Origin of the sequence: Nocardia sienata NBRC 100364 (assembly GCF_001613205.1) — a bacterium.
Classification (GTDB): Bacteria; Actinomycetota; Actinomycetes; order Mycobacteriales; family Mycobacteriaceae; genus Nocardia; species Nocardia sienata.
This window is the reverse complement of the sequence record NZ_BDBX01000054.1, coordinates 1-25,317: the sequence shown is the minus strand read 5'-3', so window position 1 is coordinate 25,317 and position 25,317 is coordinate 1. Positions and strand designations below refer to the sequence as shown.

Genomic DNA, 25,317 nt, shown 5'->3' with positions numbered 1-25,317 from the left:
GCGGCTGATATCAATTCGATACCTGAACCGTACCCTTCCTCGGCCGTTCTACACGCGGTAACCAGCGGGTCGGCAGATGGGGGTCTAGTTCTCCTCGGCGCGCTGAATTAAGGTTGGGCCACTGACATATCACAGGAGCGTCACCGATGGAGAGCAAAACGAAGGTCGCCGGACCCCTGGCGGCCGCCGGGGCGGTTTCCCTCGGGCTGGTGCTCATCGGCGCGTGCGGAATCGGCCAAGAGGACACCTATGTGCCGCCGCCCCCGATCCGCTCCGGCCCGCAGGCCGCGGAACCGGCGGGGTTCACCGGCGAGCCCTCCGCCGGTGTCGCGAAAGTGCTGATACCGCCGTCCCCGTCGTGGCGGATGGCCCCGGAGCCGCCGCCCCGGCGCACCCTTCCGCCCGAGTACCAGATCTCGGTCACCGCATCCACCGGTCCCGGCGGCGCACCCACTGCGGGCGAGACCACTCGCCGGGTCACCCTGTCCGCCACTCCCGACCCCACCGCTCCGACCGAACCCGGCTGGACCACCGCCTCGGTGCCCGGCCCGCCGGTGGAACCGGCCCACACCGAATCCCCGCTGCCCGCACCGCCTTCGAACACGACCGTGGTGATCGCTCCGGTTCCGCCCGAGGCCGAGAACCCGCCGCCCGCCGAACCCCCGGCCGCACCGCCCAGCGACCCCCCGGCCCCGCCGTCCGCCGAACCTCCGGCCGCGGTGGACGAGCAGGGGCTCCCGGAAACGGGTACGGCGGACAGCGTTCCCGCGGAGTCGACACCCACGCAGGTCCCCGTCGTGCCCCGGGTCGCGGTACCCACGACCACCGAGCCGGCCACCCCGGATTCCCCCGAAACGCTTTCCCTTCCCACCCCGACCGTCACTGTCGCACCCGTCAACTGACACACCGAACGACCACGAGCGCCGGAGCCGGCGTCCGTATCTCACCACTGCGAGTGCGGTTCACGCTGCTTGCTCTCGACCACTACCCCCCTCGATATTCAGCGTTCGGCGTAGGCGACCGACCGCTGGGCGGCGGCGACCATGGGCCGTAGGGCATTGGTGAAACCTTCGGCGCCCACCGGAACTATTTCGACATCCTTACCGGTGTGGACCGCGTAGCGACCGTCGTCGGTGATATCGACCCAGCACAGCACTCCGAACGGGGACGGCCCGGTGCGATGGTGCACCGACACCACGATCTGGCCGATACCGTCGCGGGGCAGTTTGAGCCGCTTACGGATCCGGGTGGCCGTGGTGGGCCCGGACACGGGGACGGTGACCCTGTCCCGGCCGTCCTCGACGACCTCGCTGCGCACCGCGCGCAGCCGCGCTCCGGTACCAGCGGCCACGGCCGGCAGTGCCGCGATCACCCGAACCGGCAGTGAGGTGGCCGTACCGGCGGTGATCCGCAGTTCACCACCCCGATCCGGACTCGCGCCCGGACGCTGGGTGACCACCACCCCGATCCGGCCCGCCGACGCGCCGAGTATTCGCACGGTCGGGGTCCGGTCACCGTCCTGTCCGAATGTCTCCACGCTCACCTCGGGACCGGCCAGTACCCGTAGCGCCGCTTCCAGATCGGCGTCGAGGGTGCCGTCACACCACTGCCGCAGGGCGGGCAACTGGGCTGTGCGCTCGACGGAATCGCGAGCCGAAAGGCGCACCGCCAGCGGATAGGGGATACGGTCGCCGACGGTCCGTTCCCATGCCAGCGCGAACTGGTCCGGGGTGAGGATCCAGTTCACTCCTCTTCCGTCCACTCACCCAGTACCGGTGGTGTGGTGGGATCCAGGGCGCCGATCAACTGCCCGGCCGGTTCGCCCGGTTCCAGATAGGTGAGCTCCTCGTCGGCGAAGTGGAGGTCGTCCTCGGCCGGCGGGGTCCGCTCGGTGCGCGGCGCCACCGGGGTGCCGGACCGGACCGTATCGGCCGCCATGGCACCGCCCATCAGACCGCCTATCGCCCCCGCGCCCATCCCGGTGACGGCCTCACCACCCGCGGACCGCTGCTGTTCGTCCCGGGAACGTTCCTGGTCTCCGGTCGAACCCGCCGGGCGGACCGCGGCGGCGAACAGTGGGACACCCGTCGCCGCGGTGGGGCTCGCCGACGCGGTACCGGCAGCGACCGGCGCTGTCACGGGAGTGGTGGCGGGGGCGGCGATCTGCTGGGCGGCCGCTGCGGTCGTGCTCTCGGGAGCGGAACCGGCTGCAGCGAGATCCGGGGTATCGGACCGGGCGCCGGCGGCCGCGATCACCGGTGAACCCGGCTCCACCGGGGCCGCTGCTCCGGACCGAGCGGGGGCCGGCTGCCGGTCCGCCACGGTTGCCCCCGCTGGTGCAGAGGAAGGCCGCTGTCCCGGCACGGCTTCCGTGCTCGGGACCGCGTGCGCGGCCCGGGCCGCCCCGTCGGGCGCCTCGGCACCGGATAGCGTGTCCGGGAGGTCCGGAAACGCCGGGACCTGCGCACCGGTCGGGATGAAGGCACCGGTGTAGACGCTGTCCATCACCCGGACCACCTCGGCGCGATCGTCGTCGGTCCTGCGCTGGACGGCGATATTGTCGGTGGCCGCATGCGGATCCAGCAGGGCCGCCGTGAGATCCGGTTCGGCGCCGGAGGGTTCGGGGACCGCGGCGCGCAGTGTTTCCGCGGCGTCGCCCGCCCGGCCGAGCCGCTGCCCCACGGTGGCCAGCACATCGGCGAGATGCCGCCCGGCGGCCTCGAAATCCCGGACCGCGGCCGCGGCCAGACCGGCCGCCGAACCCCGCCAGCCGTCGGCGATGGCGCCGCGGATCTCGGTATGCGCCTGCGCCACCGCGTCGGTGAGGCCGGTAGCCGCGCCCTGCCAGGCCTGACCACCGGTCTGCAGCACCGACGGGTCCATGGCGGCCACCCCGGCGTGGATCTGCCGGTGGGTGAGGTTGTCGAATACTTCTACAGTGGGGGCGTACTCGGGGTCCACGCGGTAGTGCACACCGCGCGCCCCGGCACGGGGCAGTTCACGCACCGGCGACTCCCGTCGGCTCGGCGGCGGTCCCGAGCGCCGCGGCGGTACCGGTATCGGCTTCCCGGTAGGCCGCCGCGGCGACCCGGAAGGTGTGTGCGAGCTGCCGGGCGCCGGCGGAGTACCGGCGCAGGGCCGCGATCGCGTCGCTGGCCTTGCCCTCGAATCCGCAGCGCAGTGCCGCACCCGAGTCGAAGCCCCCGAAGCCGGGCAGCGACACCGCCGCCGACAGCGTGTCGATCTGCGCGTCCACCTGGTCGGCGAGTTGTTCGTAGCGCAGGGCGCACTGTTCGGGCGCACCCTCGGCCACCAGGACGCCGTCGATCCACAATTGCCCGTCTTCGACGGCGGAATCGAGCGTGCTGATCGCATTCGGCTGCATCGTGTCCCCCTTCCTGCTCCGCTGTCACACAGCGGGTTTCACGGTCGTCGCACCGGCCCCGCGACGATCTCCTGCGTCCACTGCACGATATCCGCCGTCACCCGGGCGCGCACGCGCTCGTGCAGCAGATCGTGTCCGGCATCGGCATATTCGCGCAGTTCCACCGTCCCGCGCCGGCGCGCCCACGCCCGGACCGGGTCGATCGGCGCCCGGCGGTCGTCCACCCCGTGGACGGCCAGGACCGGTGGCAGCCGCGGCCCGGCGGCCTCGGCGCGATCGTCGAGGGCACGCGCCGGAGTACCGCACAGCACCAGCCCGGCCGGCAGGTCGGCCGGTATCGCCGGGTTCGCCGCGACGGCGGGGTCCAGGCCGGGCGGGGTGGCGCCCAGCGCGGCGAGAGCGATGATCGCCCCGAGCGAATGCCCCATGAGGGTGATCGGAAGTTCCGGAGCCTGCTTGCGCACCAGGGTGACGAACGCGGCCGCGTCCGCGACCAGTTCGGACAGCACCGGCCGGGCACCGGGATCTCCTTCGCTGAGCCCCTGCCCCGGCGGGTCCAGCGTCCAGACGGTGATACCCGCGGTGTTCAGCCGCCGGGCGAACTCGTGGTAGTGCCCGCTGTGCTGGCCGGTACCCGGCAGCAACACCAGGCCCGCCGCGGCCTCCTCGACCGGCCGGTTCCGATAGTGCAGGCGGCCGCGCATGCCGTCGAAGAAACCCATGGTCGGATTGTGACAAAGAACGGCCGGTCGGTGGGGTGCCACGATCGGCGGCCGCGGTCGTCTCGTCCGGGCTGTCGCGGACCGCTATCCGCTGTCCCGGCGGATCAGGCCGGGGCGGGCGCGGGCGCCTGTTCCGGCGCAGGCGCAGGGGCCGGGGCGCCCGGTTCCGCGGGCGCGGACTGCGGCGCCGGCGCGGGGGCCGGGGCGGGCGCCTCGGGCACCGGGAACATGCCGACCGTGGGCGTCATCACACAGAGCGCGCCCGGGTAGTCGATGGTGCCCCACATGGACGCGAGGACGGTGCCCGGGCCGCTGTCCACGGTCCGGGACAGCGACGGGGTGCCGAACTCGGTCAGATCGTCGAGCATGTCCAGGCCGCTGCGCCCGTTGTTGATATTGATCCAGGCGACCACGAGGCCGGAGGCCTGCGGGATACCGGGATGCCCGGGGGTGGCGTGGAAGGTCAGGGTGCCGGGGGTGCCGCCGATATTGGCGCTGGGTCCGTTGGCGGTGCCGGCCGCGACGATGGTCGTGATCGGGCCGTTGCTGCCGCAGCCGAAGGTGGGTGCCGCGTAGACGAAGGGGGTGTACAGGCCGATGGTGCTGATGTGGTTGGCCGCGACGTAGTCGGCATAGCGGTCGAGTGCGTCCACACCGGCGTGGGTTTCCGGTTTGTCGGCGGTCTGCTCGGTGAGCGCCTGCATCGCCGCTTCGGCCGGGGTGGGCACGGGTGCCGCGGCCGCCGGGGTGACGGCGAGCGCTGCGCTGATACCGAGGGCGGCCGCCGTGGCCGCGGCGCGCGCGACAATTTTGTTGTGCACTGCTGACTCCCTACATCCGATCAGGGCGACGGTGCCGGATCCGGCCGGCGAACCCCGCCCACCGCAGCAAAGTACCAGGCACGTCAGGTCGCCGCCCGGTCACACTCCGCTCTCGTCCCCCGGGATCGGCCCTGCGCTCGGCGGCACATGTGATGCACTCGACACGGCAGGATCGGGGAGGGGTGTAAATTCTATGCGGGACAATCGAGACATATTTGGAGATGTGTATGAAATTAACTCTGTCTCCCGACGAGGTCGCCTTCCGTGACGAGCTGCGGAAGATCTACACCACCGCGATCCCGGCCGAGATCCGGAAACGCGTGAAATACGGTCACGAACTGTCCCGCGAGGACGTCGTGACATCCCACCGGATCCTCAACGAGCACGGCCTGGCCGTCCCGAACTGGCCGGTCGAATGGGGTGGCAAGGATTGGACCCCGATGCAGCGGCACCTGTGGCAGGACGAGATGCAGCTCGCCAGCGTGCCGGACCCGCTGACCTTCAACGCCACCATGGTCGGCCCGGTCATCGCGCAGTTCGGTTCCGAGGAACTCAAGAAGCGTTTCCTCCCGGCCACCGCCAACCTCGATATCTGGTGGTGCCAGGGCTTCTCCGAACCCGACGCCGGTTCGGACCTGGCCTCGCTGCGCACCACCGCCGTACGCGACGGTGACTCCTACATCGTCAACGGCCAGAAGATCTGGACCACCCTCGCCCAGTGGGCCGACTGGATCTTCTGCCTGGTCCGCACCGACCCGAACGCTCCGAAGAAACAGGCCGGGATCTCCTTCCTGCTCTTCGACGTGAAATCGCCCGGTGTCACCATCCGGCCGATCAAACTCATCGACGGCGGCTACGAGGTCAACGAGGTCTTCTTCGAGAACGTGCGAGTCCCGGCCGACCAGCTGGTCGGCGAGGAGAACATGGGCTGGACCTACGCCAAGTTCCTGCTCGGCAACGAGCGCACCGGGATCACCGCCGTCGCCCGTACCAAGGTGCGGATCGGCGTGGCCAAGGAATACGCGGCCGCCACCAGGTCGGGATCCGGGACCCTGCTGGAAGACCCGCTGTTCGCGGCGCGTATCGCCGAACTGGAGAACGAGCTGCTCGCTCTGGAACTCACCCAGTTGCGGGTGGTGTCGAACTCGACCGAGGGCAAACCCAACCCCGCGTCGTCGGTGCTGAAGATGCGCGGTTCGGAATTGCAGCAGGCCGCCACCGAGCTGCTGCTCGATATCGCCGGCCCCGACGCGCTGCCGGTACACGCCGCGGATATCGCCTCGCCGGAATGGGCGCAGCGCTCGGGTCCGAGCTATCTCAACTACCGCAAGACAACCATCTACGGAGGTTCCAGCGAGGTGCAGCGCACCATCATCGCCTCCTCGATCCTCGGATTGTGAGGTCAGGTAATGGATTTCGATCTCACCGATGAACAGGCCCTGCTCCGCGACACGGTGCGTGACCTGCTGAATCGCAATTACAACCCGGAATCCCGGCTGCAGGTCATCGGTACCGACCTCGGCTGGAGCCGTCAGGTCTGGAATCAGCTCGCCGAACTGGGCGTGCTCGGGCTCAGCTTCGCCGAGAAGGACGGCGGCATGGAGGCCGGGCCGGTGGAGACCATGCTGGTGCTCGAGGAGATCGGGCGGCGGCTGGCGCCGGAACCGCTGCTCGACGCGGTCCTGGTCCCGGGCGGGCTGATCAGCGCGGTGGGCACGCCCGACCAGCGCCAGCGCATCCTGCCCGAGGTCGCCGCCGGGTCGAAACTGCTCGCCTTCGCACACGGTGAACCCGGCACCCGCTGGCCCGACCACGCGATCGCCACCGCGGCCACCGCCGAGGGCGAGGGTTACACGCTGCGCGGTACCAAGAACCCGGTACCGCACGGCGACTGCGCCGACAAGCTGGTGGTCAGCGCGACCCTGCCCGACGGCGGCCTGGGCCTGTTCCTGGTCACCGCCGACGCCGCCGGAGTGGCCCGTACCTCCTACGCGACGGTGGACGGCCTGCGCGGTGCCCAGATCGTTTTCGACGGCGCACCGGCCGAACTGCTCGGCACCGGTGGCGACGCCACGAGCGCCGTGGACGAGGTGCTCGCCCGGGCCCAGGCCGGGTTGTGCGCGGAATCGATCGGGGCGATGGAGGAGTCGCTACGGCTGACCACCGACTATCTGAAGACCCGTAAACAGTTCGGTGTCACGCTGTCGAAGTTCCAGACCCTCACCCAGCGCGCCGCGAACATGTACGTCTCGCTCGAACTGGCCCGCAGTATGAGCTACTACCTCACCGCATCGCTGGTCGACGGTGCCGCGGACCCGGTCATCGCGTCCCGGGCGCGGCTGCAGGTCAGCCGGTCGGCGAAGCATATCGGCCAGGAATCGGTGCAGATGCACGGCGGGATCGGGGTCACGTCCGAATACCCGGTGAGCCACTACGTGGCCCGGCTCACCGCCATCGAGCGCACGCTCGGTAGCTCGCTGGAGCATCTGCGGGTGCTGACCGCACAGGTCGCCGGCTACGCCCAGCCGGAGCTGTAACCCGGCGCACCACTTCCGGCTCCGGACGCCCGGTACCACTCACCGGGCGTCCGGCCGGAGCAGATCGGTCACCTCGGCGTCGTCGAGCTGATGGAAATCGCGGTAGGCCCCGCCCACCCCGGCCAGCGCGGCCGGCGCCTGCGGGCACACCACCTCGTCGGCTTCGGCACGGATCCGGTCGAGCGCCTCCGGCGCCGACACCGGCACCGCGACCACGATCCGCCGCGGCTGCCTGGCCCGGGCCACCCGGCAGGCCACCACCATGGTCGCCCCGGTGGCGACCCCGTCGTCGACGATCACCACGGTCCGGTCCCGCAGCGGGATCGGCGGGATGTCACCGCGCCACAGGACGCGGCGGCGGTCCAGTTCGGCGCGCTCATCCGCCTCGATCGCCTCCAGCCGGGCCCGATCCAATCCGGTCTGTCGCAGTACATCGGCATTGAGCACCCACGCGCCCTCTTCGCCGATCGCACCCGCCGCGAGTTCCGGCTGCCAGGGCACCCCGAGTTTGCGGACCAGCAGGATGTCGAGGTCGCCGCCGACGATATCGCGGACCGCCGCCGCCACCGGAACCCCGCCCCGGGGCAGTCCGAGCACCAGTGGGTGCTCCGCACGCAGGTGCGTCAGTTCGCTTCCCAGTGCGCGCCCGGCGGTGAGACGGTCGGCGTAGAGCATTACCTTTCGACGCTACTCGCTTCCGGCGCGGCTACCACGAATCTGCGCAGCGCAAGGCTCGGATTGGTCCGCCGGACCCGGTCCACCAGGCCGGACTCCAGCTCCGCGACGGCGATACCGGGCGCGTCGGCCAGCTCGGCCAGCACCCGGCCCGTGGGGTCGACGATCATCGAGGCGCCGGCGCCACGCGGTCCGCACTGGTCGGCCCCGGCCACATACACCGTGTTCTCGATGGCCCGGGCACGCAGCAGCGTGGTCCACTGGTCGACCTTGCCCGGTCCGGGAATCCACTGCGCGGGCAGCAGCAGGACCTGCGCACCGGCCACGGCCAGCCGCCGGAATCCCTCCGGGAACCGGAGATCGAAACAGGTCTGCAGACCGAAGGTGAGACCGTCGGCGGTGAACAGTGCCGGTTCGTCCACCGGCCCGGGCGCCACCACCTCCGATTCGCGCTGACCGAACGCGTCGTAGAGGTGCACCTTGCGGTAGCGCGTCCGCAGCGACCCGTCCGGAGCGAGCACGACCAGGGTGTTGTAGATCCTTTCGTCACCGGGCGGGGCCGTCTCCACCACCCCGGCGACCAGGTACACCCCCGTCTCGGCGGCCAGTGCGGCCAATGCGGTGACATACGGGCCGTCCAGCGGTTGCGCGGCGGCCACGGCCCGCTCGTCGAGCCGGCCGAGCGCGAACATCGAGTACTCGGGAGCCACCACGATCCGGGCGCCCTGCTCGGCCGCGGCCCGCACCCGCGCGGTGAGGGCGCCGAGGTTGGCATCGATATCGGTATGCGGTGCGAACTGCACGACCGCGAGAACCGTCGCGCCGTCGGGCGGGGGGTCGGAGAGCTCGGTGGGGGCGGCGTTCATGCTGACACCGTATGGGCCGGTGGGCCGGACTACCAGGCCGTACCAGTAAACTTCTGGTCAATGAGCATTAATGAGGGCGAAGACAGCGTCGGCGGCAACCAAGGCGAGACCGAACCCGAAACCGCCGGACCGTCCTTCGCAGATCTCGGCATCGATGACCGCATCCTTTCGGCCATCGCCGACGTCGGCTACGAATCGCCCTCCCCCATCCAGGCCGCGACCATCCCGCCGCTGCTGGAGGGCACCGATGTGGTCGGTCTGGCGCAGACCGGTACCGGTAAGACGGCGGCCTTCGCCATCCCCATCCTGATGGGCCTGCTGCAGGAGCATCCCACCGGCAAACAGCCGGCCGCGCTGGTGCTCGCGCCCACCCGGGAACTGGCGATCCAGGTCGCCGAGGCGTTCGGCCGCTACGCCACGCATATGCCGGGCACCCATGTGCTGCCGATCTACGGCGGCCAGAGCTACGGGGTCCAGCTGTCCGGTCTCCGGCGCGGCGCCCAGGTCGTGGTGGGGACGCCGGGCCGGGTGATCGATCACCTGGAGAAGGGCACCCTGGACCTGTCGAAGCTGCGCTATCTGGTGCTCGACGAGGCCGACGAGATGCTGAAGATGGGGTTCCAGGAGGACGTGGAACGCATCCTCGCCGACACCCCGGCCGACAAGCAGGTGGCGCTGTTCTCCGCGACCATGCCCGCGGCCATCCGCAAGATCTCCAAGCAGTACCTGCGTGAGCCGGTCGAGATCACGGTCAAGGCCAAGACCAGTACCGCCACCAATATCGCCCAGCGCTGGGTGCTGGTATCGCATCAGCGCAAACTCGACGCGCTCACCCGCATCCTCGAGGTGGAGTCCTTCGAGGCCATGATCATTTTCGTGCGCACCAAACAGGCCACCGAGGAACTGGCCGAGAAACTGCGCGCCCGTGGGTTCTCCGCCGCGGCCATCAACGGCGATATCGCCCAGGCCCAGCGGGAACGGACCATCGGCCAGCTGAAGGCGGGCACCCTCGACATCCTGGTCGCCACCGATGTCGCCGCCCGCGGACTCGACGTGGACCGGATCTCGCATGTCGTGAACTACGACATCCCGCACGACACCGAGTCCTACGTGCACCGCATCGGCCGCACCGGTCGCGCGGGCCGCAGCGGCGAGGCCCTGCTGTTCGTGGCCCCGCGCGAACGCCATCTGCTCAAATCCATCGAACGCGCCACCCGGCATCCGCTGACCGAGATGCAGCTGCCCAGCGTCGACGATGTGAACGCCCAGCGGGTCGCGAAGTTCGGCGACGCCATCACCGAGAACCTCAGCTCGGACAACCTCGCCCTGTTCCGCAAACTGATCGAGGACTACGAGCAGGAGCACAACACCCCGCTGGCCGATATCGCGGCCGCGCTGGCGGTGGCGGCGCAGGACGGTGAGAGTTTCTTCCTCGAACCCGAACCGGAGCCGGTGGAGCGGCCGCGCCGCGAACGGGCGCCACGCCGGTTCGAGGAGGATGGTTTCGAGGAGCGCCGCGGTCCGTCCCGGCATCGCGCGACCGGCGCGGAGCTGGCGACCTACCGCATCAGCGTGGGTAAACGGCACCGGGTGGTGCCCGGCGCGATCGTCGGCGCCATCGCCAACGAGGGCGGTCTGCGGCGCAGCGATTTCGGACATATCAGTATCCGGCCGGATCACAGCCTCGTAGAACTGCCCGCCCAATTGCCGCCGGAAACGCTGGAGGCACTGCGCAGCACTCGCATCAGCGGTGTGCTGATCCAGCTGCAGCTCGATCAGGGGCCGCCCGGACATCGCTCGATCGGCCGTGGCCCCCGCCGCGACAGCCCCAGGCGTCAGGATCGCCGGAAACCGCGTTCCTGAAGCACGGCCCATTCCACCAGGTCGGCCCCGGTGGCTACAGTGGGGCCCGTCCGGCCCGCGCGCGAACGCCGGCCGGTGTGGCACTGGGCGCAGGAGGGCCGTAGTTGTTCGTCATCGGTGATCGGGTGGTGTACAGCGCCACGGATCTGGTGCGCGCCGCCCGCTGCGAATTCGCACTGCTGCGGGCACTCGACGCCGAACTGGGGACCGTAGATCCGCTCCCCGGTGACGACAGCGAGTGCGCGTCGGCGGAGCACATCGGTGACGTCCACGACGTCACGGCGTTCGACCGGATACTCGGCGATATCCGGCAGCGGTACGCGAGCACGCTGATCGAGATCTCCCGTCCGGGAGCGCCCCCCGATTCGCTCGCCGCGCTGTCCACCGCGCATACCGAGACCCTGGCCGCCGTCGGCGCGGGCGCACCGGCGGTGCGCAACCCGCTGATCTTCGACGGGGAGGTGTTCGCAACCACCGACCTGCTGACCCGCACCGCCGACGGTATCCGGCTGCACGGTGTCGATACCGCCGGCGCCGGACCGGTCGCCGTGGCACTGCGGCTCACCGTCGCCGCCGTACTGTTCGAGCAGCGGTCGGTCCGGGTCGACCCGCAGCTGTCGGTCCACTCACAGACCGGTCTCCACTCCGTCGCGCTCAGCGACACCCGGCCGGTGTACCTGGCCCGGCGGCAACGGATGACCGAGATCGCCGCCGAGCATTCCAGCGAACTGCTGCCGGTGCAGTGGGCCGATCCGCGCTTCCGTGCCTGCCACCGGTGCGCGGTCTGTCGCGCCGCTCGCGCCGAGGCCCGGGATCTGCTGCTGGTCGCCGGGATGGATCTGCCCACGCGGGCGGCCCTGCGCGCGGCCGGTGTCACCACCGTCGACCGGCTCACCACCCGCACCGTCGCTGCACCGGAAATACCCCCGCGCCTGCTGACCCGGTTGCGCACCCAGGCCGTCGTGCAACTGCGCCAGGAGCATTCCGGCCGCGGCGAGTACGTCACCGCTGAACCTTCCGCCCTGGATATGCTGCCGGCCGCCACTCCCGGCGACCTCGCACTCCATGTGGACGAAGTCGCCCCCGGCCGATTACGAATCGAGGTCGCCGCCCGCGATCGCGTCCGCCTGACTCGCGAGATCCCGCTCGAATCCCCCCACGGCACGCCGAGCCCCGACCGGCGGCGCGAAGTGCGCGCCGCCGGTCGCCGTGCCTTCACCGATATTCTCGCCGCACTCACCGAACCGCTACTGGCCGATCCCGAACTGCACATCTATCACTACACCGCCGCCGCCCGGACCTTCCTGTTCCACACCGGTGCCCGGCTCGGCTTCGGTGAGGAAACCGTCGATGTACTGCTGCGGGCGGGCACCCTGGTGGACCTGTATCCGATATTCCGGGGCGCTTTCGTCGCCGGATCCCAGAGCTACGCGCTGCCCGCGGTCGCGGCGGTGCTCGACGGCACCTCGGAGAAGTCCGGGGCCCGTACCGTTCTGCGACTGGCGGACCGGCTACACGAGCATGTAGGCGAACGGCCGGCCGGGTCACCGGCCGGGCCCGTCCAGACGCTGGATCGTCTGCTGCGCGAAACGCCCTCTGCGCAACCCTCGTCCACCGAGGCCGCGCTGGCCGAATTCGCCGCCCGGCGCCCGGACGCGGATCCGCGGAACCCGGCGCAGCCCCACCGGATAGCCGCGCTGACCGCCGCGCTGCTCGGCTATCCCCGCCGGGAGCAGCAGACCGCTTGGTGGGCGCATATCGACCGGTTGACCCATCCGCCCGCCGACTGGGCCGCCGAACCCGGGGTCATGGTGGCCGATTCCGCCGCGGTCGATACGAAATGGCATATCGGTCCCGGCGATACGGTGCGCCGCTTTCTCCGTCTCACCGGCCGGCTCGTGGGTCCGGGCCTCGCGCCGGGCACCACGGTCTGTGTGATCTACGAAGCCGCGGGGCGTGCGCCGCGGGCCGTCCGCGGCTGCGGGACCGCCACCGTCCTCGGCTGTGCGGTGGACACCGATTCCGCCGATATCGTGCGCCTCGAGGAGACATTGGCGTCCGGGACCGAACCGCACGACGAACTCCCGATCGCGCTGGCACCGGCATTGCCGGAGCCGCCTGTCACAGCGGCGGACGCGATGGAGGATATCGGCCGGCACCTGCTCGTCTCACTGCCCGCGGTCCCCGCCACCCCGCTGTTCGACCTGCTGACCCGCCGCCCGCCCCGCCTCGGCGCCACGGCAGTGGAATCCGGTGGGCCGCAACTACCGCCCGCCGGAGACGATCCGCGGACCGCGATCACCGCGGCGCTGCGCGACCTGGACCGCTCGTATCTCGCCGTGCAGGCACCCACCGGGACCGGCCGGACCGCCATCCTGGCCGATGTGCTCGCCGCGCTGGTCACCGAGGACAATTGGCGGATAGGTGTCGTCGCGCCGACCGCCGCGCCGGTCGAGAACCTGCTCGATGCGGTGGTGCGCGCGGGTGTGCTGCCCGAACTGGTCGCCAAGAACGAGTCGGTGGCGGTGGCTCCCGAATGGCTGATCCTCGAAGCCGAACGCTACCCCCGCTTCCTGGCGAATGCGATCCGCGGCTGCGTCGTAGGGGGTACGCCCGCCGACTTCACCGATCCCCTGCGCATCCCGCGTGATGCGTTGGATCTTCTGGTGATCGCCGACGCGAACGCCTTCCCGCTGGCGACCACGGCCGCGGTCTCGGTGAGTGCCCGCAACCTGTTGCTCACCGGTGATCCGGCCGCCCGGTACGACCCCGATCCGGGGCCGCATCCGGAACCGGTGCACACACCGGCCCTCATGTGGCCGGGTTCGGGTCACGTGACGCTGCCCGACACCCACGGATACTTCCTGGGCCGGACCCGGCGTCTGCATCCGCGGCTGAGCGAGGCACTGTCACCTCTCTATTTCGACGGCCGGCTGCGGGCGTATCCGCCGCCCGCCGAGCCGTTCGCCGATGCCGTCGAACCCGGAATCGTTACGGTGGCGGTGAATCACCACGGCAACAGCACGGCCTCCGACGCCGAAGCCCGCGAGGTCCTGCACCAGATCCGAGATCTGCTGGGACAACGATGGGACGACGGCACCGGGCCCCGGCTCCTGCAACCCCACGACATCGTCGTGGTGTCCCCGTACCGCGCCCAGGTGGGCCGGATCCGGAATCTGCTGGCCGGGGCGCGGTTCGAGGAGGTGCTGGTGGGCACCCCGGATCTGCTCCGCGGACGGGAGGCCGCGGTGGTCCTGCTCTCCCTGGCGGCCTCGAGTCCCGAAGATTCTCCGGTTCCCGTCGGTGCGTTGTTGTCGCCCGCACTGGTACACGACGCGGTGGGCCGGGCACGCCGGCGGGCGGTGATAGTACGCTCCCCACTGCTCACCGAATTCCTCCCGGAGACCCTGGACGAATTGGCGAATATTTCCCGATTCGTACGACTGGATAATCGCTGGATTTTCTAGGGCCGTTTCGGCCTGCTGGGACAGTCGGCGCAGTTTCCCGGAATTACTCGAACCCGCGGGAATTACCGCCGAATCGATGCGTCCCCACCGCATCGGATTCGGCCGGCGCTCATCCGAAACATTTACCCTCGCCACGATAAGTCGGTACCGCCACGCGCGAGCCGTCACCGTCCACCAGATACAACCGGTCGAACCGTTCACACAGCTCACCGGCCTTTGCGTGCCGGAACCACACCCGGTCCCCGATCGATGTATCCGCGGCTCCGGCCAGTGGCGTCTGCACCTCGCCCGCCCCTTCCGTACCGAGCAGCCGTAATCCCTTCGGCCACACCGGTTCAGGTACGCGAGTTGCCCCCGTCGGCCCGGAAGCGATATATCCTCCGGCAAATACCGTGACCATTCCGGATGCGGGCCGGCGCAATACCGGCAACGCGAAATACATTGCGGGCCTTGGCCGAAACGACCGATAACCGTCGAACAGTGTCGGGGCGTACAGACCCGAGCCCGCGGTGATCTCGGTGACACCCGGTGCGGCGGCGGACAATTCGATCGAACCCGTACCGCCGCTGTTGACGATCTCGAGCGGACCGGTCACCGCCCGCACGGCGTCCAGTACCGCGCCGCGGCGCCGGCCGATCTCCTGGGCGGAAGCCTTCTTCACCAGGCGCACCGGCAGCGAGGTGTCCGGTAGTCCGGCGATCTGCGCCTCGTAGGTCATCAGGCCGACCACCCGGAACCCGCGGCCGATGGCCGTCTCGGCCAGTTCGGCGGCCTGTTCCGGGGTCCGGATCGGCGAGCGGCGGACCCCGAGATGTACGGGACCGATCCGGAGTGAAGCGTCCACATCCAAGCAGACGCGGGGGTGTACGGTCGCGCTGCCCACCGCGGCACGGGCGAGGTCCAGCTGCGCCACATCGTCGACCATCAGCGTGATCGCCTCGAGCAGGATCGGATCGCCGCCCAGTTCGGCCAGGGCCGCGCGGTCGGTACTGGGGTACCCGAGCAGTACATCGCGCGCGCCCTGCCGGACCAGCCAGATCGCCTCGGTCAGCGAATACGACATGAGCCCGGCGAAGCCGCCCGCGGCGGTCAGACCGGTACCGAGTACTTCCTCGAGCACCGCGCGGCAGCGCACCGATTTACTGGCCACCCGGATGGGCCGGCCCGCGGCCCGGCGCACCAGGTCGGCGGCATTGGCGCGCAGGGCGGTCAGGTCCACTGCGGCCAGGGGCGGATCGAGATCCGCGGTGGCGGCGTGCAGAGGGGCAGTCGGCGAGGTCGCGCTCACCCGGACCACTCAACCACTGTACTGGTCGAACGTCCAGCTTTATTGGGAGGAGTTTCCGGCGTCGATCGCCCGGGTGACCAGATTGGAGACCAGGTCGTCGAAGGCGACCAGGACGACCTCGTCGTCACAATCGGCCAGCCACCGCAGTACCGAGCCCTGGACCACCGTCATCGCATAGGAGGCAACCGATTCGACCGGTTCGATCCAGCGGGTGCCCGAACGCGCGGCACACAGCTCCAGCCAGTCGATCACTTCACGCTGCTGGGCACGCTGCCGCTCGGAAACCACCGGATCGGGCACGTAGTCCGCGGTGGAGTCCCAGTGCCGGCACAGGATCTCCACAGTCTTGGAGTAGGCGTGGATCTGCTGCACCGGCCTCGCTTTGATCAGTTGCCAGTAGGCGCTCGCCCCGGCGTGCAGCAACACCCGCAACGCCCGTAATCCGCTGATATCCATTACCGCGTCTGCACGATCGACCGCTTCACGCACAGCCGACCGGATCCGGACCTCCGCTATTTCTCCACGTACGCCCAACGCAAGCTCCCTCGGCAAACAACTCACACACTCCGGACCGAAAACTCCAGACCGAAGTGGCCGGCCGGATCGGTAGGCATAGGTCGGGAAGTTGCAGCCTATCCAATCCGTCTTCTCGATATTAGAAGGTTTTCGGGGTTTGAGAACAGTTCTGACGGGAAACCCATACTCGAAGACTGTTTTTACGGCCCCTTCGGGACCGTTGCCGCATACCCCGGAAACCCGGCACGCGCACGCCCGGCCCACCCAGGACCGACCCCCGGAAGACGTACCGTACCGCCACAGCGCCTCATGACAGAGACTATCGGTCAGTCTACGACCGGGCCCCGGTGATCTTCGACAGCTGTGCGGCATCACACAACGCGCACGGCCGGACGGCAGTTAGCCTGATGCGGTGACAAGCTCTCCCCTCGCCGGGCATCTCCGGATCAGCGGCACATTCAACTTTCGAGATCTCGGCGGATTGCGGCTACACGGCGGCGGGACGACACGATCCGGAGTCCTGCTCCGTTCGGCCCAGCTCAGCCGGCTCGACGACGACGGCCACGCCACCCTGCGGGAACTGGGTGTGGGGGCGGTCCACGATCTGCGCGGCCACCTGGAGATCGAACGCGCCGGCGCCGACCACCTGCCCCCGGAGATCCGGCTGAACATCACCCCCTTCGACGACGGAACGGTCACCGCGCCCCCGCATGAGGCGGGCGCCGGCCGGCAGGACGCGCCCGGCGCCGCACTCGCCTACATGATGGACGTGTATCGCAACTTCCCCGCCCGGCCCGAGGCGCACGCTGCCATCGTGGCCCTGGCGGAGGCGATCGTCGCCGACCGCGGGGCCGTCCTGGTGCACTGCGCCGCCGGTAAGGACCGCACCGGCTGGACCATCGCCACACTGCTGCGCGCGGTCGGGGTCACCGAGTCCGAGATCCTCGGCGACTACCTGCTGAGCAACCAGGCGGTCGCCGAACTGCGTACCTCGCTGAAGGACGAGTTCGGCGCGGACCTGCCGCAGGCCGTGCTCGAGGTACGGGAGGAGTACCTGCGCGCGGGCCTCGAATCCGGTATCGAACTGCACGGTGATTTCGATGCGTATCTGCGCGCCGTGGGGCTCACGCCCGACCTGCGGGAGCGGCTGCGGGAACGACTCGTCGCCTGACGCTCAGGCGCTGCGCCGAACCAGACCGTCGGCACCGATGCACACGTGGTCGCCGGTATGGAACCAACTGCCGGTGAAGCGGTCGGCCGTGCGCTGCGGATCGTTCCAGTAGCGCCTGGTCACATTGGGCCCGCGGCACAGCAACTCGCCGCGCCCCGACGCGGCCTCCGGTCCGCACAGCGCCAGCTCGGTACCGCCGAAAGGGAACCCGAGCACGCTACCGTCGGCGTCGGAGGACGGGCCGGCGGTCGGACCCAGCGCGAGCCCGATCCCGCTGGTCTCGGTCGCACCCCACACAGACCACTGCCGGGCCGAAGGGAAGATCGCACCGAGATCACGGGCGGTCGCCGACCCGCACTCCCCGGCATCGGCCCGATGACCGGCCGTACTGATCCGGATCACCCGCTCGGTGCACAGCCCGTCGGCCCGGCCCGCGGCCAGCTCCGGCAGCAGGCCGCCGAGAATACGGGTACTGGCGGCGAGCGTATCCACGCCTTCCTCGGCGATCGCCGCCGCCACCGCATCCGCGCCCTGCGCCAAGACCACGGTCCCGCCGACAGCGAAGGTGGGCAGCAGCTGATCGACACAGCCGCTGGCGTGGGCCAGCGGCTGTAGCACGAGGTTGCGCATCCCATCGGTGGGCAGATCGAGGGCGGCGACCATCGAGCGGATCGCGGAGAGCAGATTCTCGTTGGTCAGTTCCACCCCGGTCGGCGCCGCACCCGCCCCGGCCCCGCTGGTATAGCAGAGCAGCGCCAGATCGCCGAGCGCCGCACCGTCGTCGATGAACGCGGCGCCATCGGGCAGGCCGGGCGCCCAGCGGCTGTCGCTACGGGTGGCGCCGCATCCCCGGTCGGGGGCACCGAGCACGAAATCGGCATCACTGTCGACGATGACCTTGTCGGCCGCCTCGCGCGACAGCCCGTACTGGACCAGAACCGGTACCGCCCCGCTGAGCAGCGCCCCGAGAAACGCCTGCACCCAGCGCACCCCGGGTGGCATGTGCACCGCGACCCGGTCCCCGTAGCCGATCCCGTGTTCCTGCAGCCCACCGGCCACCCGGGAGGCCGAATGCCACAGTTCCCGATAGGTGAGCCGGCCGCCGCCGACCTCGACCACGGCCTCCCGGTTCGAGAATGCGTGCACCTGCAGATCGAGGAGTTCGGTGAGGGCGGGACTGAGGTTGCCGTACCGCAGGATGCCGTCCGCGCCCCGCGACAGCGGCGCCGCAGCGCCGGCGTCGACGATGTGGAACTCCACCGGCTCCGGCCGCGGACCGGACCGCTGCGCCGAGTCGGACGGACCGGCCACGGGCCCGATGATCGTGGTCGTACCGCTTTGCATCGGACCTCCGCAGAGTCGAACAGTCTGACCCTGTGACTATATGATGCAGATCACAAATTCGGTGCAGAGTCGGGGAATCGCCCGGATCGATGACGAGATCGTCATCCGCTGCGTCAGCGCCCCCGGTAGGTCGCCTTCCCGGGCCCCTGCTCCAGGAAGCTGCGCACCGCTCGCGGGAGGTCCTCGGTGTCGAACAGGTCACCGGAGACCTGCGGTGTCACCGAATCCGCGTGCGCCACCCCACCCGACCGCCACGCTTCGACGATCCGCTTCGTGGCGGCGTGTGCGCGAGTGGGCCCCTCCGCCAGCCGGTGGGCCAGCGCGACCGCCGCGATATCGAGATCCTCGTGGATCTGGTTCACCACACCCCATTCGCGCATGGTCTGCGCGTCGTACAGATCGCCGGTCATCACCAGTTCGCGGGCCCGGCCCGACCCGGCCCGTTCGGCCAGCCGCTGCGGACCGCCCATCGACGGTGTCAGCCCGACCACGATCTCCACCAGCCCGAACTTCGCCTTCGGCGCGGCCAGGATCAGATCGCAGGCCAGCGCGATCTCGAATGCCGCGGTGAGGGTGAGCCCGTGCGCGGCGAAGAGCACCGGGCACGGCAGCGCCTCGATCGGGTGGCTGATCCGCGCGAACAGGTCCTGCCACAACTGTGCCCCCTGCGCGGCGGTGAGACCGTCGAAGGTGTGCACATCCACCCCGCCCGAGACCACTTTGCCCTCGGCCCGGATCAGCAATGCGCGGGGCGGCCGCGCCGACAGCTCGGCGAGATCGGCGACCAGGGCGTCGAACATGGCTCGGTCGAACAGGTTCAGCGGTGGGCTCGCCAGCGTCAACGTGGCGACTTCGGCACCGCCGGTGGTGACCGTGCGTTCCAGCCGGGTGGGTTCGGTAGCGCTCATACCGTGATTATCGGGTATGAGCGAGGGCCCTCCGTGGTTACGCTCCGCTACCGCCTCCGGGTCCGACCCGCTCACGCCGTGTCCATCGGGCATGAGCGAGGGCCCTACATGGTTACGCTCCGCTACCGCCTCCGGGCCCGACCCGCTCATACCGTCAGCTTATTGGCCGGCCCTGCGAGACTGGTGCCATGACCGACTCGGAAACCGGACAGGGCACCTACGTCGAACCGGGCGAATTCAAGCGCGACACCAACTACATCACCACTCGGATCACCGCCGACGGCCGCGACGGCTACCCGGTCGAACCGGGCCGGTACCGGCTGGTCGCCGCCCGCGCCTGCCCGTGGGCCAACCGCACCCTGATCGCGCGCCGCCTGCTGGGCCTGGAATCGGCTATCTCGCTGGGTCTGTGCGGACCCACCCACGACAAACTCAGCTGGACCTTCGATCTGGATCCGGGCGGGGTGGACCCGGTGCTGCAGATCCCGCGCCTGCGCGACGCCTACCTGGCCCGCTTCCCCGACTATCCGCGCGGCATCACAGTGCCGGCGATCGTCGACGTACCGACCGGCCAGGTCGTCACCAACGACTACGCGCAGATCACCCTCGACTTCTCCCTCGAATGGACCGAGTACCACCGCGAAGGTGCGCCACAGCTCTACCCGGAAGCGCTGCGCGCCGAGATCGACGAGGTCAACGCACGCGTGTTCCGCGAAGTGAACAACGGCGTGTACCGCTGCGGATTCGCCGGCGCCCAGGACGCCTACGACGCCGCCTACGACCGGCTCTTCACCGCCCTGGACTGGCTGTCGGACCGGCTGACCGGGCAGCGCTATCTGGTCGGCGACACCATCACCGAAGCCGATATCCGGCTGTTCACCACCCTGGCCCGGTTCGACCCCGTCTACCACGGCCACTTCAAGTGCAACCGCAGCAAACTCAGCGAGATGCCGGTCCTGTGGGCCTACGCCCGAGACCTGTTCCAAACTCCCGGTTTCGGCGACACCATCGACTTCACGCAGATCAAGGACCACTACTACAAGGTCCACACCGACATCAACCCGACCCGGATCGTCCCCAAGGGCCCGAACCTCGCCAACTGGCTCACCCCCCACGGTCGCGAATCCCTCGGCGGCCGCCCCTTCGGCGACGGCACGCCCCCACCACCCCCGGTCCCGGCCGAAGTGGTCCCGGAGGAGCACGGCGCCCGCTGATCGGCACCCCGGACCCGAGGTCCACACCACGCACGGCTCAGCATCGGCCCCGGACATCGAATGCCGACGTAACCCCTCGGTGCCGCATCTCGCGAATTGGAACCCGTGAGACGGGTAGTCCGTTACCAGTCAGAGCGAACGTACGGCCTCCGTGCCCTACAGTGCACAGAGGCCGAAGAGGAGGGATGACGCCGTGCGTAACGGGGCATTGGAAAAGGCCGTGGTCGAGGCGCTGGACCACGGTTCCCGGCTACAAGCACCCGCCGTCGCCAAGTATGTCGCGCGCTTGCGGCGCGCACATCCCGACGAGTCGCCCGCGCAGCTCGTGGAGCGACTGGAACGCCAGTATCTGCTGGCGGTGACCGGTAGCGGTAGCGCGGTCGGGGCGTCGGCCGCGATCCCCGGGGTGGGGACCATCGCCGCGCTGGCGGCGGTGAGCGCGGAGACCACGTTCTTCATGGAGGCGTCGGCGTTGTTCACGCTGGCGGTGGCCTCGGTGCACGGAGTGCGGCCGGAGCACACCGAGCAGCGGCGGGCGCTGGTGCTCGCGGTGGTACTCGGTGACAGCGGGATGGAGATCGTGCAGAAGAGCGTCGGTACCTCGGCCAAGAACTGGGGCACCGTGTTCGCCGACAAGATCCCGGGTCTGTCCGGGATGAACGATTCGCTGCTCAAGCGGTTCATCGTCCGCTTCATCACCAAGCGTGCCGCGCTGATGGCGGGCAAGGTGGTGCCCGCCGGGATCGGCGCGGTGATCGGCGGCGTCGGTAACCGGGCGCTGGGCAAGGCGACTGTAAAAAACGCGCGCAAGGCATTCGGCCCGGCGCCGGCGTACTTCCCCGACGAGATGGTGATCGACGCCAAGGTGCCGCCCGGGCTGGAGCAGCCGGAGAAATCGCTGCCACAGGGCGCTGTGAGCGAGCCGGCGCGCGATGAGGTCGGTGTGCGCCGGCGTGGGACCCAGCCACCGGCCGGGCCGCGGTGACGCCCTCGGCGCGCCCGGCGATCACCGTCCGGGGTCTGACCAAGCGGTACGAGGATTTCGGTATCGGCGCCCAGGACATCTCCTTCGATGTCGCCGCGGGTACCTGCGCGGCACTGGTGGGTCCGCCCGGTTCCGGGAAGTCGACGGTGGCCGGGATCCTGCTGGGTCTGCTCCCGCCGACGGCCGGGTCGGCCACGGTGGCCGGTGGCCGCGGCAGTTCGACGGTGGGCGCCGTCCTCGCACCGCGCGGTCTGCATCCGCGCCGCACGGTCCGCGACCATCTGCGGGTCTACGCCGCCGCGGCCGGTTGCCCGGACCGCCGGGTGCGCGCCGTTCTGGAGATCACCGGCCTCACCGAGCGGGCCCGCGCCGTCGCCGAGGATCTGAGCCCCGGTGAGCAGACCCGCGCGGCGCTGGCGACGGCCCTGCTGCCCGATCCCCGATTGCTGGTGCTCGATGATCCCGCCGCCGGTATGCAGCTGAGCGAACTGTCCTGGTTGCAGGGCTTCCTGCGCGATCACACACGGCGCGGTGGCACCGTACTGTTCACCACGCCCAGCCTGGTGACGGCGCTGCCGATCGCGGACCATCTGGTGGTGCTCAGCGGCGGGTCGGTGGTCTATCAGGGCAGCCCGGCCCGGCTGCGGCGCCGTAACCCGGACCGCCTGGTGGTGGCCTCCTCCTCGTCCATCGCCGTCGCCACCGCCCTGGCCGCCCGTGGTTTCACCGACGCGGTGATCCGGCCCGACGATCAGCTGGCGGTGGCGGACGCGACGGAGGACGATATCGTGGCCGCCGCCCGCGCCGCCGATGTGCGGCTGGACCGTATAGTCGCCGATCGGATCCATCCCGACCGGGTACTCGCCTCCCTGACCCACGCGGCCGCGCCGCAGCCGGTCGGACCCGGTATGCCACCGCCCACCTCTCTGCCGTACGGGGTTGCCCGATGATCGACGTCGTACCCGCGGAACTGATACCGCCGGTCCTGTCCGAGTACCGCAAGGCGGTGACACTGCGCTACACCCGGGTGCTGGCCGGGAGCCTGGTCGCCCTGACCGTCGTGGCCGCTTCGGTGACCGCGCTCATGGCCGGGCCGCGTGACCCGGACGGCGAACCGGTCACCGGGGCGGCGACCATCGGGTTGTATCTGGCGCTGTTCGCGGTAATCGTGGCCGCGGGCGTTTTCGGGGCCGCGGGCGCGGCGGGCGAACATCAGCACAACACGCTGGTGACCACCGCGCTGTTCACACCCGACCGGGACCGGCTGGCCGGGGCGAAATACCTGGTGACCGCCGCCGCCGCGGTGGTGGCAGCACTGGCGGTCGAGGTCGTGGCGATGGTCTGCCTGCTGCTGTTCGGCCGCGGCGACTTCGAGGTCACGGCCGCGTTGTTCGCGGTACTCGGTGGCGGTCTGCTCGCCGCGGCGTGCTGGGCGGTCATCGGTACCGGGCTCGGGCTGCTGCTGCGCTCGCCGGGGCCGGCGGTCGGCGCGGTGCTGGTCTGGATCCTGCTCGCCGAGCCGCTGCTCTGGGTGGTGACCGCCGGAATCGGTCTGCCGGGCGCGGCGACTCTGCTGCCCGGCTCAGCGACGCTGAGCACCGTCCTGGTCGGCTCCTTCACCGACAGCGATCTGCTGGCCCCCGCCCCGGCCGCGATCGTGGTGCTGCTGTTGTGGTCCGTCGGCGTCGGCGCGGCCGGCTGGTGGGCGCTGCGCCGGGCCGAACTGTGATCCGCTGAGCCCCTCCCGGCGGACCGCCGGGAACAACCCCTTGTCACCCGGCGTCGTTATGGTCGATGACAGGTCGAGGTGAAGGGGGCTCATGAGTAGCGGCGCGCGGCCGGGATGGCTTCGTAGGCTGTGGTCGGAGTGCCGGCGCTATCGCGGCACGCTGGCCGGTATCGCTGTGGCATTGGTGGCCGGCGCGACGGCGGAGATCATCGCACCGCTGCTCACCAAATGGGCCGTGGATTCGGCCACCGGCGGTGCCACCCGGGTGATCGGTATCGTCGCCGGCCTGCTGGCCCTGCTGGCGGCGGGCCGGTTCGCCGCGTCCTTCGGCCGGCGGATGTTGGCCGGCAAATTGTCACTGGACGTCCAGCACGGGCTGCGGGTGCAGCTGCTCGGATCGTTGCAGCGGCTCGACGGCGCGGGTCAGGACGCGCTGCGCACCGGCCAGGTGGTCTCCCGTTCGATCACCGACCTCCAGCTGGTGCAGTCGCTGCTGGCGATGGCTCCGCTCTCGGGAATGTCGTTTCTGCAGTTCGTGCTCGCCGCCGCGGTGATGCTGTGGCTGTCCCCGCCGCTGGCGGCGGTGGCGCTGCTGATGGTGCCGCTGGTGATCGCGGTGGTGTACCGGATGCGGCCCCGGCTGCACGCCGCGACCTGGTCGGCCCAGCAGCGGGCCGCCGAACTCGCCCAGCATGTCGAGGAGACGGTCACCGGGGTCCGGGTGGTGAAGGGGTTCGGCCAGGAAGCCCGCATGGTGGATGTGCTCGAACAGCACGGCCGCCGCTTGTTCGCCGAACGGATGCGCGCGGCCCGGATCAACGCCCGCTTCTCCCCCACCCTCGCGGCGATTCCGCAGGCGGGCCTGGTGGTGGTGATCGCCGTCGGCGGCTGGCTCGCGTTGCGCGGGCAGATCGGTCTCGGCACCTTCCTGGCGTTCAGCGCCTACGTCACCACCATGACCACCACCGCCCGCACCATGGCGTCGGTGATCATCCTGGCCCAGCTCACCCGGGCTGCGGCCGAACGGGTGTACCAGGTGATCGACGCCGGCCCGGCGGTGGCCGATCCGCCGCAGCCGGTCCCCGTGCCCGACGGCCCGCTGGGTATCGAACTCGACGGGGTGAGCTTCGGCTTCGACCCCGCGCAACCGGTCCTGCGCGACCTGAACCTGCGGGTCCGGCCGGGCGAGACGGTGGCGATCATCGGTCCGGCGGGGTCGGGCAAGACCACGCTCTCGCTGTTGCTGCCCCGGTTCTACGCACCCGATGCCGGCCGGATCCTGCTGCTGGGCACCGGTAGCGCGCAGCCGGTGGATATCGCCGAGGTGTCCGCCACGCAACTGCGGGCCGCGGTGGGTGTGGTCTTCGACGACCCGTTCCTGTTCAGTTCCAGCGTGGCCGCCAATATCGCCCTCGCCAGGCCAGACGCCACGCCCGACGAGATCCGGGCCGCCGCCCGGCAGGCCGCCGCCGACGAGTTCATCGAACAGCTGCCGGACGGCTACGACACGGTCGTCGGAGAACGCGGGCTCACCCTCTCCGGCGGTCAGCGGCAGCGCATCGCCCTGGCCCGGGCCTTGCTGGCCCGCCCGCGCATCCTGGTGCTCGACGACGCCACCTCCGCGGTCGACGCGGTGACCGAGGCCGCCATCTTCGGCGCACTGCCCGATCAGGGCGCCCGCACCACCATCATCCTGGCCCATCGTGAGTCGACCCTCGCCCATGCCGACCGGGTCATCCGCCTGCCCGAACCGGACACCGTGCCGGTCGCCGGCCCGGTCTACCCGCCCGACCGGCTGCCCTCGGCCGCCTCCGCCGACCGCTTCG

The 25,317-nt window shown here is 70.3% G+C and carries 22 protein-coding genes; 11 read left to right on the top strand and 11 right to left on the bottom strand.

Annotation, left to right across the window (positions count from 1 at the left end; all coding sequences use genetic code 11):
• Positions 1-146: 146 nt before the first annotated feature.
• Positions 147-902, top strand: a complete 756-nt coding sequence (locus NS4_RS26125; RefSeq protein WP_063062152.1) for a hypothetical protein — start codon at positions 147-149, stop codon at positions 900-902.
• A 98-nt stretch (positions 903-1,000) separates the two neighbouring features.
• On the opposite strand, the gene NS4_RS26120 is transcribed toward NS4_RS26125, so the two are convergent.
• The 5 genes from NS4_RS26120 to NS4_RS32445 all read right to left on the bottom strand — a co-directional run bounded on the left by NS4_RS26120 (position 1,001) and on the right by NS4_RS32445 (position 4,928).
• The gene (locus NS4_RS26120; protein WP_063062151.1) at positions 1,001-1,747 is read right to left on the bottom strand and encodes an ESX secretion-associated protein EspG; all 747 of its coding nucleotides are present in this window, start codon (positions 1,745-1,747) and stop codon (positions 1,001-1,003) included.
• Entirely contained in the window at positions 1,744-3,006 is a 1,263-nt protein-coding gene (locus NS4_RS32450) for a WXG100 family type VII secretion target (RefSeq protein WP_063062150.1), read from the bottom strand. Before NS4_RS32450 ends, NS4_RS26120 begins: the two co-directional genes overlap by 4 nt.
• On the bottom strand, positions 2,999-3,385 hold the full coding sequence (locus NS4_RS26110) for a hypothetical protein (RefSeq protein WP_063062149.1): 387 nt from the start codon (positions 3,383-3,385) through the stop codon (positions 2,999-3,001). The genes NS4_RS32450 and NS4_RS26110 overlap by 8 nt, the downstream gene beginning before the upstream one ends.
• A gap of 38 nt (positions 3,386-3,423) precedes the next feature.
• Positions 3,424-4,107, bottom strand: coding sequence for an alpha/beta hydrolase (locus NS4_RS26105; RefSeq protein ID WP_063062148.1), 684 nt, complete (start codon positions 4,105-4,107; stop codon positions 3,424-3,426).
• Positions 4,108-4,211: 104 nt separating this feature from the next.
• Positions 4,212-4,928, bottom strand: coding sequence for a hypothetical protein (locus NS4_RS32445; RefSeq protein ID WP_063062147.1), 717 nt, complete (start codon positions 4,926-4,928; stop codon positions 4,212-4,214).
• 227 nt (positions 4,929-5,155) lie between these two features.
• On the opposite strand from NS4_RS32445, the gene NS4_RS26095 reads away from it, so the two are divergent.
• Both NS4_RS26095 and NS4_RS26090 read left to right on the top strand, forming a co-directional pair.
• Positions 5,156-6,328 (top strand): acyl-CoA dehydrogenase family protein, encoded by a 1,173-nt coding sequence (locus NS4_RS26095; protein ID WP_063062146.1) that lies wholly within the window; start codon positions 5,156-5,158, stop codon positions 6,326-6,328.
• A 9-nt stretch (positions 6,329-6,337) separates the two neighbouring features.
• Positions 6,338-7,465 carry an acyl-CoA dehydrogenase family protein gene (locus tag NS4_RS26090; RefSeq protein ID WP_063062145.1) on the top strand — a complete coding sequence of 376 codons (1,128 nt, stop codon included), beginning with the start codon at positions 6,338-6,340 and terminating at the stop codon, positions 7,463-7,465.
• A 39-nt stretch (positions 7,466-7,504) separates the two neighbouring features.
• Here the strand turns inward: NS4_RS26090 and NS4_RS26085 are convergent, their stop codons facing one another.
• Positions 7,505-8,140: a phosphoribosyltransferase gene (locus NS4_RS26085; RefSeq protein WP_063062144.1), complete on the bottom strand. Its 636-nt coding sequence runs from the start codon at positions 8,138-8,140 to the stop codon at positions 7,505-7,507.
• A complete protein-coding gene (locus tag NS4_RS26080; protein ID WP_063062143.1) occupies positions 8,140-9,006 on the bottom strand; it encodes a carbon-nitrogen hydrolase family protein in 867 nt (288 codons plus the stop codon). The genes NS4_RS26085 and NS4_RS26080 overlap by 1 nt, the downstream gene beginning before the upstream one ends.
• A gap of 60 nt (positions 9,007-9,066) precedes the next feature.
• Here NS4_RS26080 and NS4_RS26075 point away from each other — a divergent pair, with 60 nt between their 5' ends.
• Positions 9,067-10,869, top strand: coding sequence for a DEAD/DEAH box helicase (locus tag NS4_RS26075; protein ID WP_245665730.1), 1,803 nt, complete (start codon positions 9,067-9,069; stop codon positions 10,867-10,869).
• Positions 10,870-10,973: 104 nt separating this feature from the next.
• On the top strand, positions 10,974-14,336 hold the full coding sequence (locus NS4_RS26070) for an AAA domain-containing protein (RefSeq protein ID WP_063062142.1): 3,363 nt from the start codon (positions 10,974-10,976) through the stop codon (positions 14,334-14,336).
• 109 nt (positions 14,337-14,445) lie between these two features.
• Here the strand turns inward: NS4_RS26070 and NS4_RS26065 are convergent, their stop codons facing one another.
• Together NS4_RS26065 and NS4_RS26060 are read right to left on the bottom strand one after the other, a co-directional pair.
• Entirely contained in the window at positions 14,446-15,624 is a 1,179-nt protein-coding gene (locus tag NS4_RS26065) for an amino acid deaminase/aldolase (RefSeq protein WP_063062178.1), read from the bottom strand.
• 39 nt (positions 15,625-15,663) lie between these two features.
• Positions 15,664-16,080, bottom strand: coding sequence for a TetR family transcriptional regulator (locus NS4_RS26060; protein WP_245665728.1), 417 nt, complete (start codon positions 16,078-16,080; stop codon positions 15,664-15,666).
• A 472-nt stretch (positions 16,081-16,552) separates the two neighbouring features.
• Between NS4_RS26060 and NS4_RS26055 the strand changes: the two genes are divergently transcribed.
• Entirely contained in the window at positions 16,553-17,311 is a 759-nt protein-coding gene (locus NS4_RS26055) for a tyrosine-protein phosphatase (protein ID WP_063062141.1), read from the top strand.
• A 3-nt stretch (positions 17,312-17,314) separates the two neighbouring features.
• On the opposite strand, the gene NS4_RS26050 is transcribed toward NS4_RS26055, so the two are convergent.
• Together NS4_RS26050 and NS4_RS26045 are read right to left on the bottom strand one after the other, a co-directional pair.
• Positions 17,315-18,655, bottom strand: coding sequence for a class I adenylate-forming enzyme family protein (locus NS4_RS26050; protein ID WP_084487726.1), 1,341 nt, complete (start codon positions 18,653-18,655; stop codon positions 17,315-17,317).
• 113 nt (positions 18,656-18,768) lie between these two features.
• Positions 18,769-19,563: an enoyl-CoA hydratase/isomerase family protein gene (locus NS4_RS26045; protein ID WP_063062140.1), complete on the bottom strand. Its 795-nt coding sequence runs from the start codon at positions 19,561-19,563 to the stop codon at positions 18,769-18,771.
• Between the two features lie 188 nt (positions 19,564-19,751).
• Here NS4_RS26045 and NS4_RS26040 point away from each other — a divergent pair, with 188 nt between their 5' ends.
• The 5 genes from NS4_RS26040 to NS4_RS26020 all read left to right on the top strand — a co-directional run.
• Positions 19,752-20,777: a glutathione S-transferase family protein gene (locus NS4_RS26040; protein WP_063062139.1), complete on the top strand. Its 1,026-nt coding sequence runs from the start codon at positions 19,752-19,754 to the stop codon at positions 20,775-20,777.
• A gap of 208 nt (positions 20,778-20,985) precedes the next feature.
• The gene (locus tag NS4_RS26035; RefSeq protein WP_245665738.1) at positions 20,986-21,762 is read left to right on the top strand and encodes a hypothetical protein; all 777 of its coding nucleotides are present in this window, start codon (positions 20,986-20,988) and stop codon (positions 21,760-21,762) included.
• Positions 21,759-22,712, top strand: coding sequence for an ATP-binding cassette domain-containing protein (locus NS4_RS26030; protein ID WP_063062138.1), 954 nt, complete (start codon positions 21,759-21,761; stop codon positions 22,710-22,712). Before NS4_RS26035 ends, NS4_RS26030 begins: the two co-directional genes overlap by 4 nt.
• The gene (locus tag NS4_RS26025) at positions 22,709-23,491 is read left to right on the top strand and encodes an ABC transporter permease (protein WP_063062137.1); all 783 of its coding nucleotides are present in this window, start codon (positions 22,709-22,711) and stop codon (positions 23,489-23,491) included. Before NS4_RS26030 ends, NS4_RS26025 begins: the two co-directional genes overlap by 4 nt.
• Positions 23,492-23,582: 91 nt before the next feature.
• On the top strand, positions 23,583-25,317 hold a 1,735-nt coding region (locus NS4_RS26020; protein ID WP_157106249.1), incomplete at its 3' end, for an ABC transporter ATP-binding protein.

Bases quoted from the DNA above. Each gene is read 5' to 3' on its own strand.
- NS4_RS26080 (WP_063062143.1), bottom strand. From the start codon at position 9,006: ATGAACGCCGCCCCCACCGAGCTCTCCGACCCCCCGCCCGACGGCGCG.
- NS4_RS26045 (WP_063062140.1), bottom strand. From the start codon at position 19,563: ATGAGCGCTACCGAACCCACCCGGCTGGAACGCACGGTCACCACCGGC.
- NS4_RS26050 (WP_084487726.1), bottom strand. From the start codon at position 18,655: ATGCAAAGCGGTACGACCACGATCATCGGGCCCGTGGCCGGTCCGTCC.
- NS4_RS26075 (WP_245665730.1), top strand. From the start codon at position 9,067: ATGAGCATTAATGAGGGCGAAGACAGCGTCGGCGGCAACCAAGGCGAG.
- NS4_RS26105 (WP_063062148.1), bottom strand. From the start codon at position 4,107: ATGGGTTTCTTCGACGGCATGCGCGGCCGCCTGCACTATCGGAACCGG.
- NS4_RS26090 (WP_063062145.1), top strand. From the start codon at position 6,338: ATGGATTTCGATCTCACCGATGAACAGGCCCTGCTCCGCGACACGGTG.
- NS4_RS26095 (WP_063062146.1), top strand. From the start codon at position 5,156: ATGAAATTAACTCTGTCTCCCGACGAGGTCGCCTTCCGTGACGAGCTG.
- NS4_RS26085 (WP_063062144.1), bottom strand. From the start codon at position 8,140: ATGCTCTACGCCGACCGTCTCACCGCCGGGCGCGCACTGGGAAGCGAA.
- NS4_RS26110 (WP_063062149.1), bottom strand. From the start codon at position 3,385: ATGCAGCCGAATGCGATCAGCACGCTCGATTCCGCCGTCGAAGACGGG.
- NS4_RS26040 (WP_063062139.1), top strand. From the start codon at position 19,752: ATGACCGACTCGGAAACCGGACAGGGCACCTACGTCGAACCGGGCGAA.
- NS4_RS26060 (WP_245665728.1), bottom strand. From the start codon at position 16,080: ATGGATATCAGCGGATTACGGGCGTTGCGGGTGTTGCTGCACGCCGGG.
- NS4_RS26025 (WP_063062137.1), top strand. From the start codon at position 22,709: ATGATCGACGTCGTACCCGCGGAACTGATACCGCCGGTCCTGTCCGAG.
- NS4_RS26125 (WP_063062152.1), top strand. From the start codon at position 147: ATGGAGAGCAAAACGAAGGTCGCCGGACCCCTGGCGGCCGCCGGGGCG.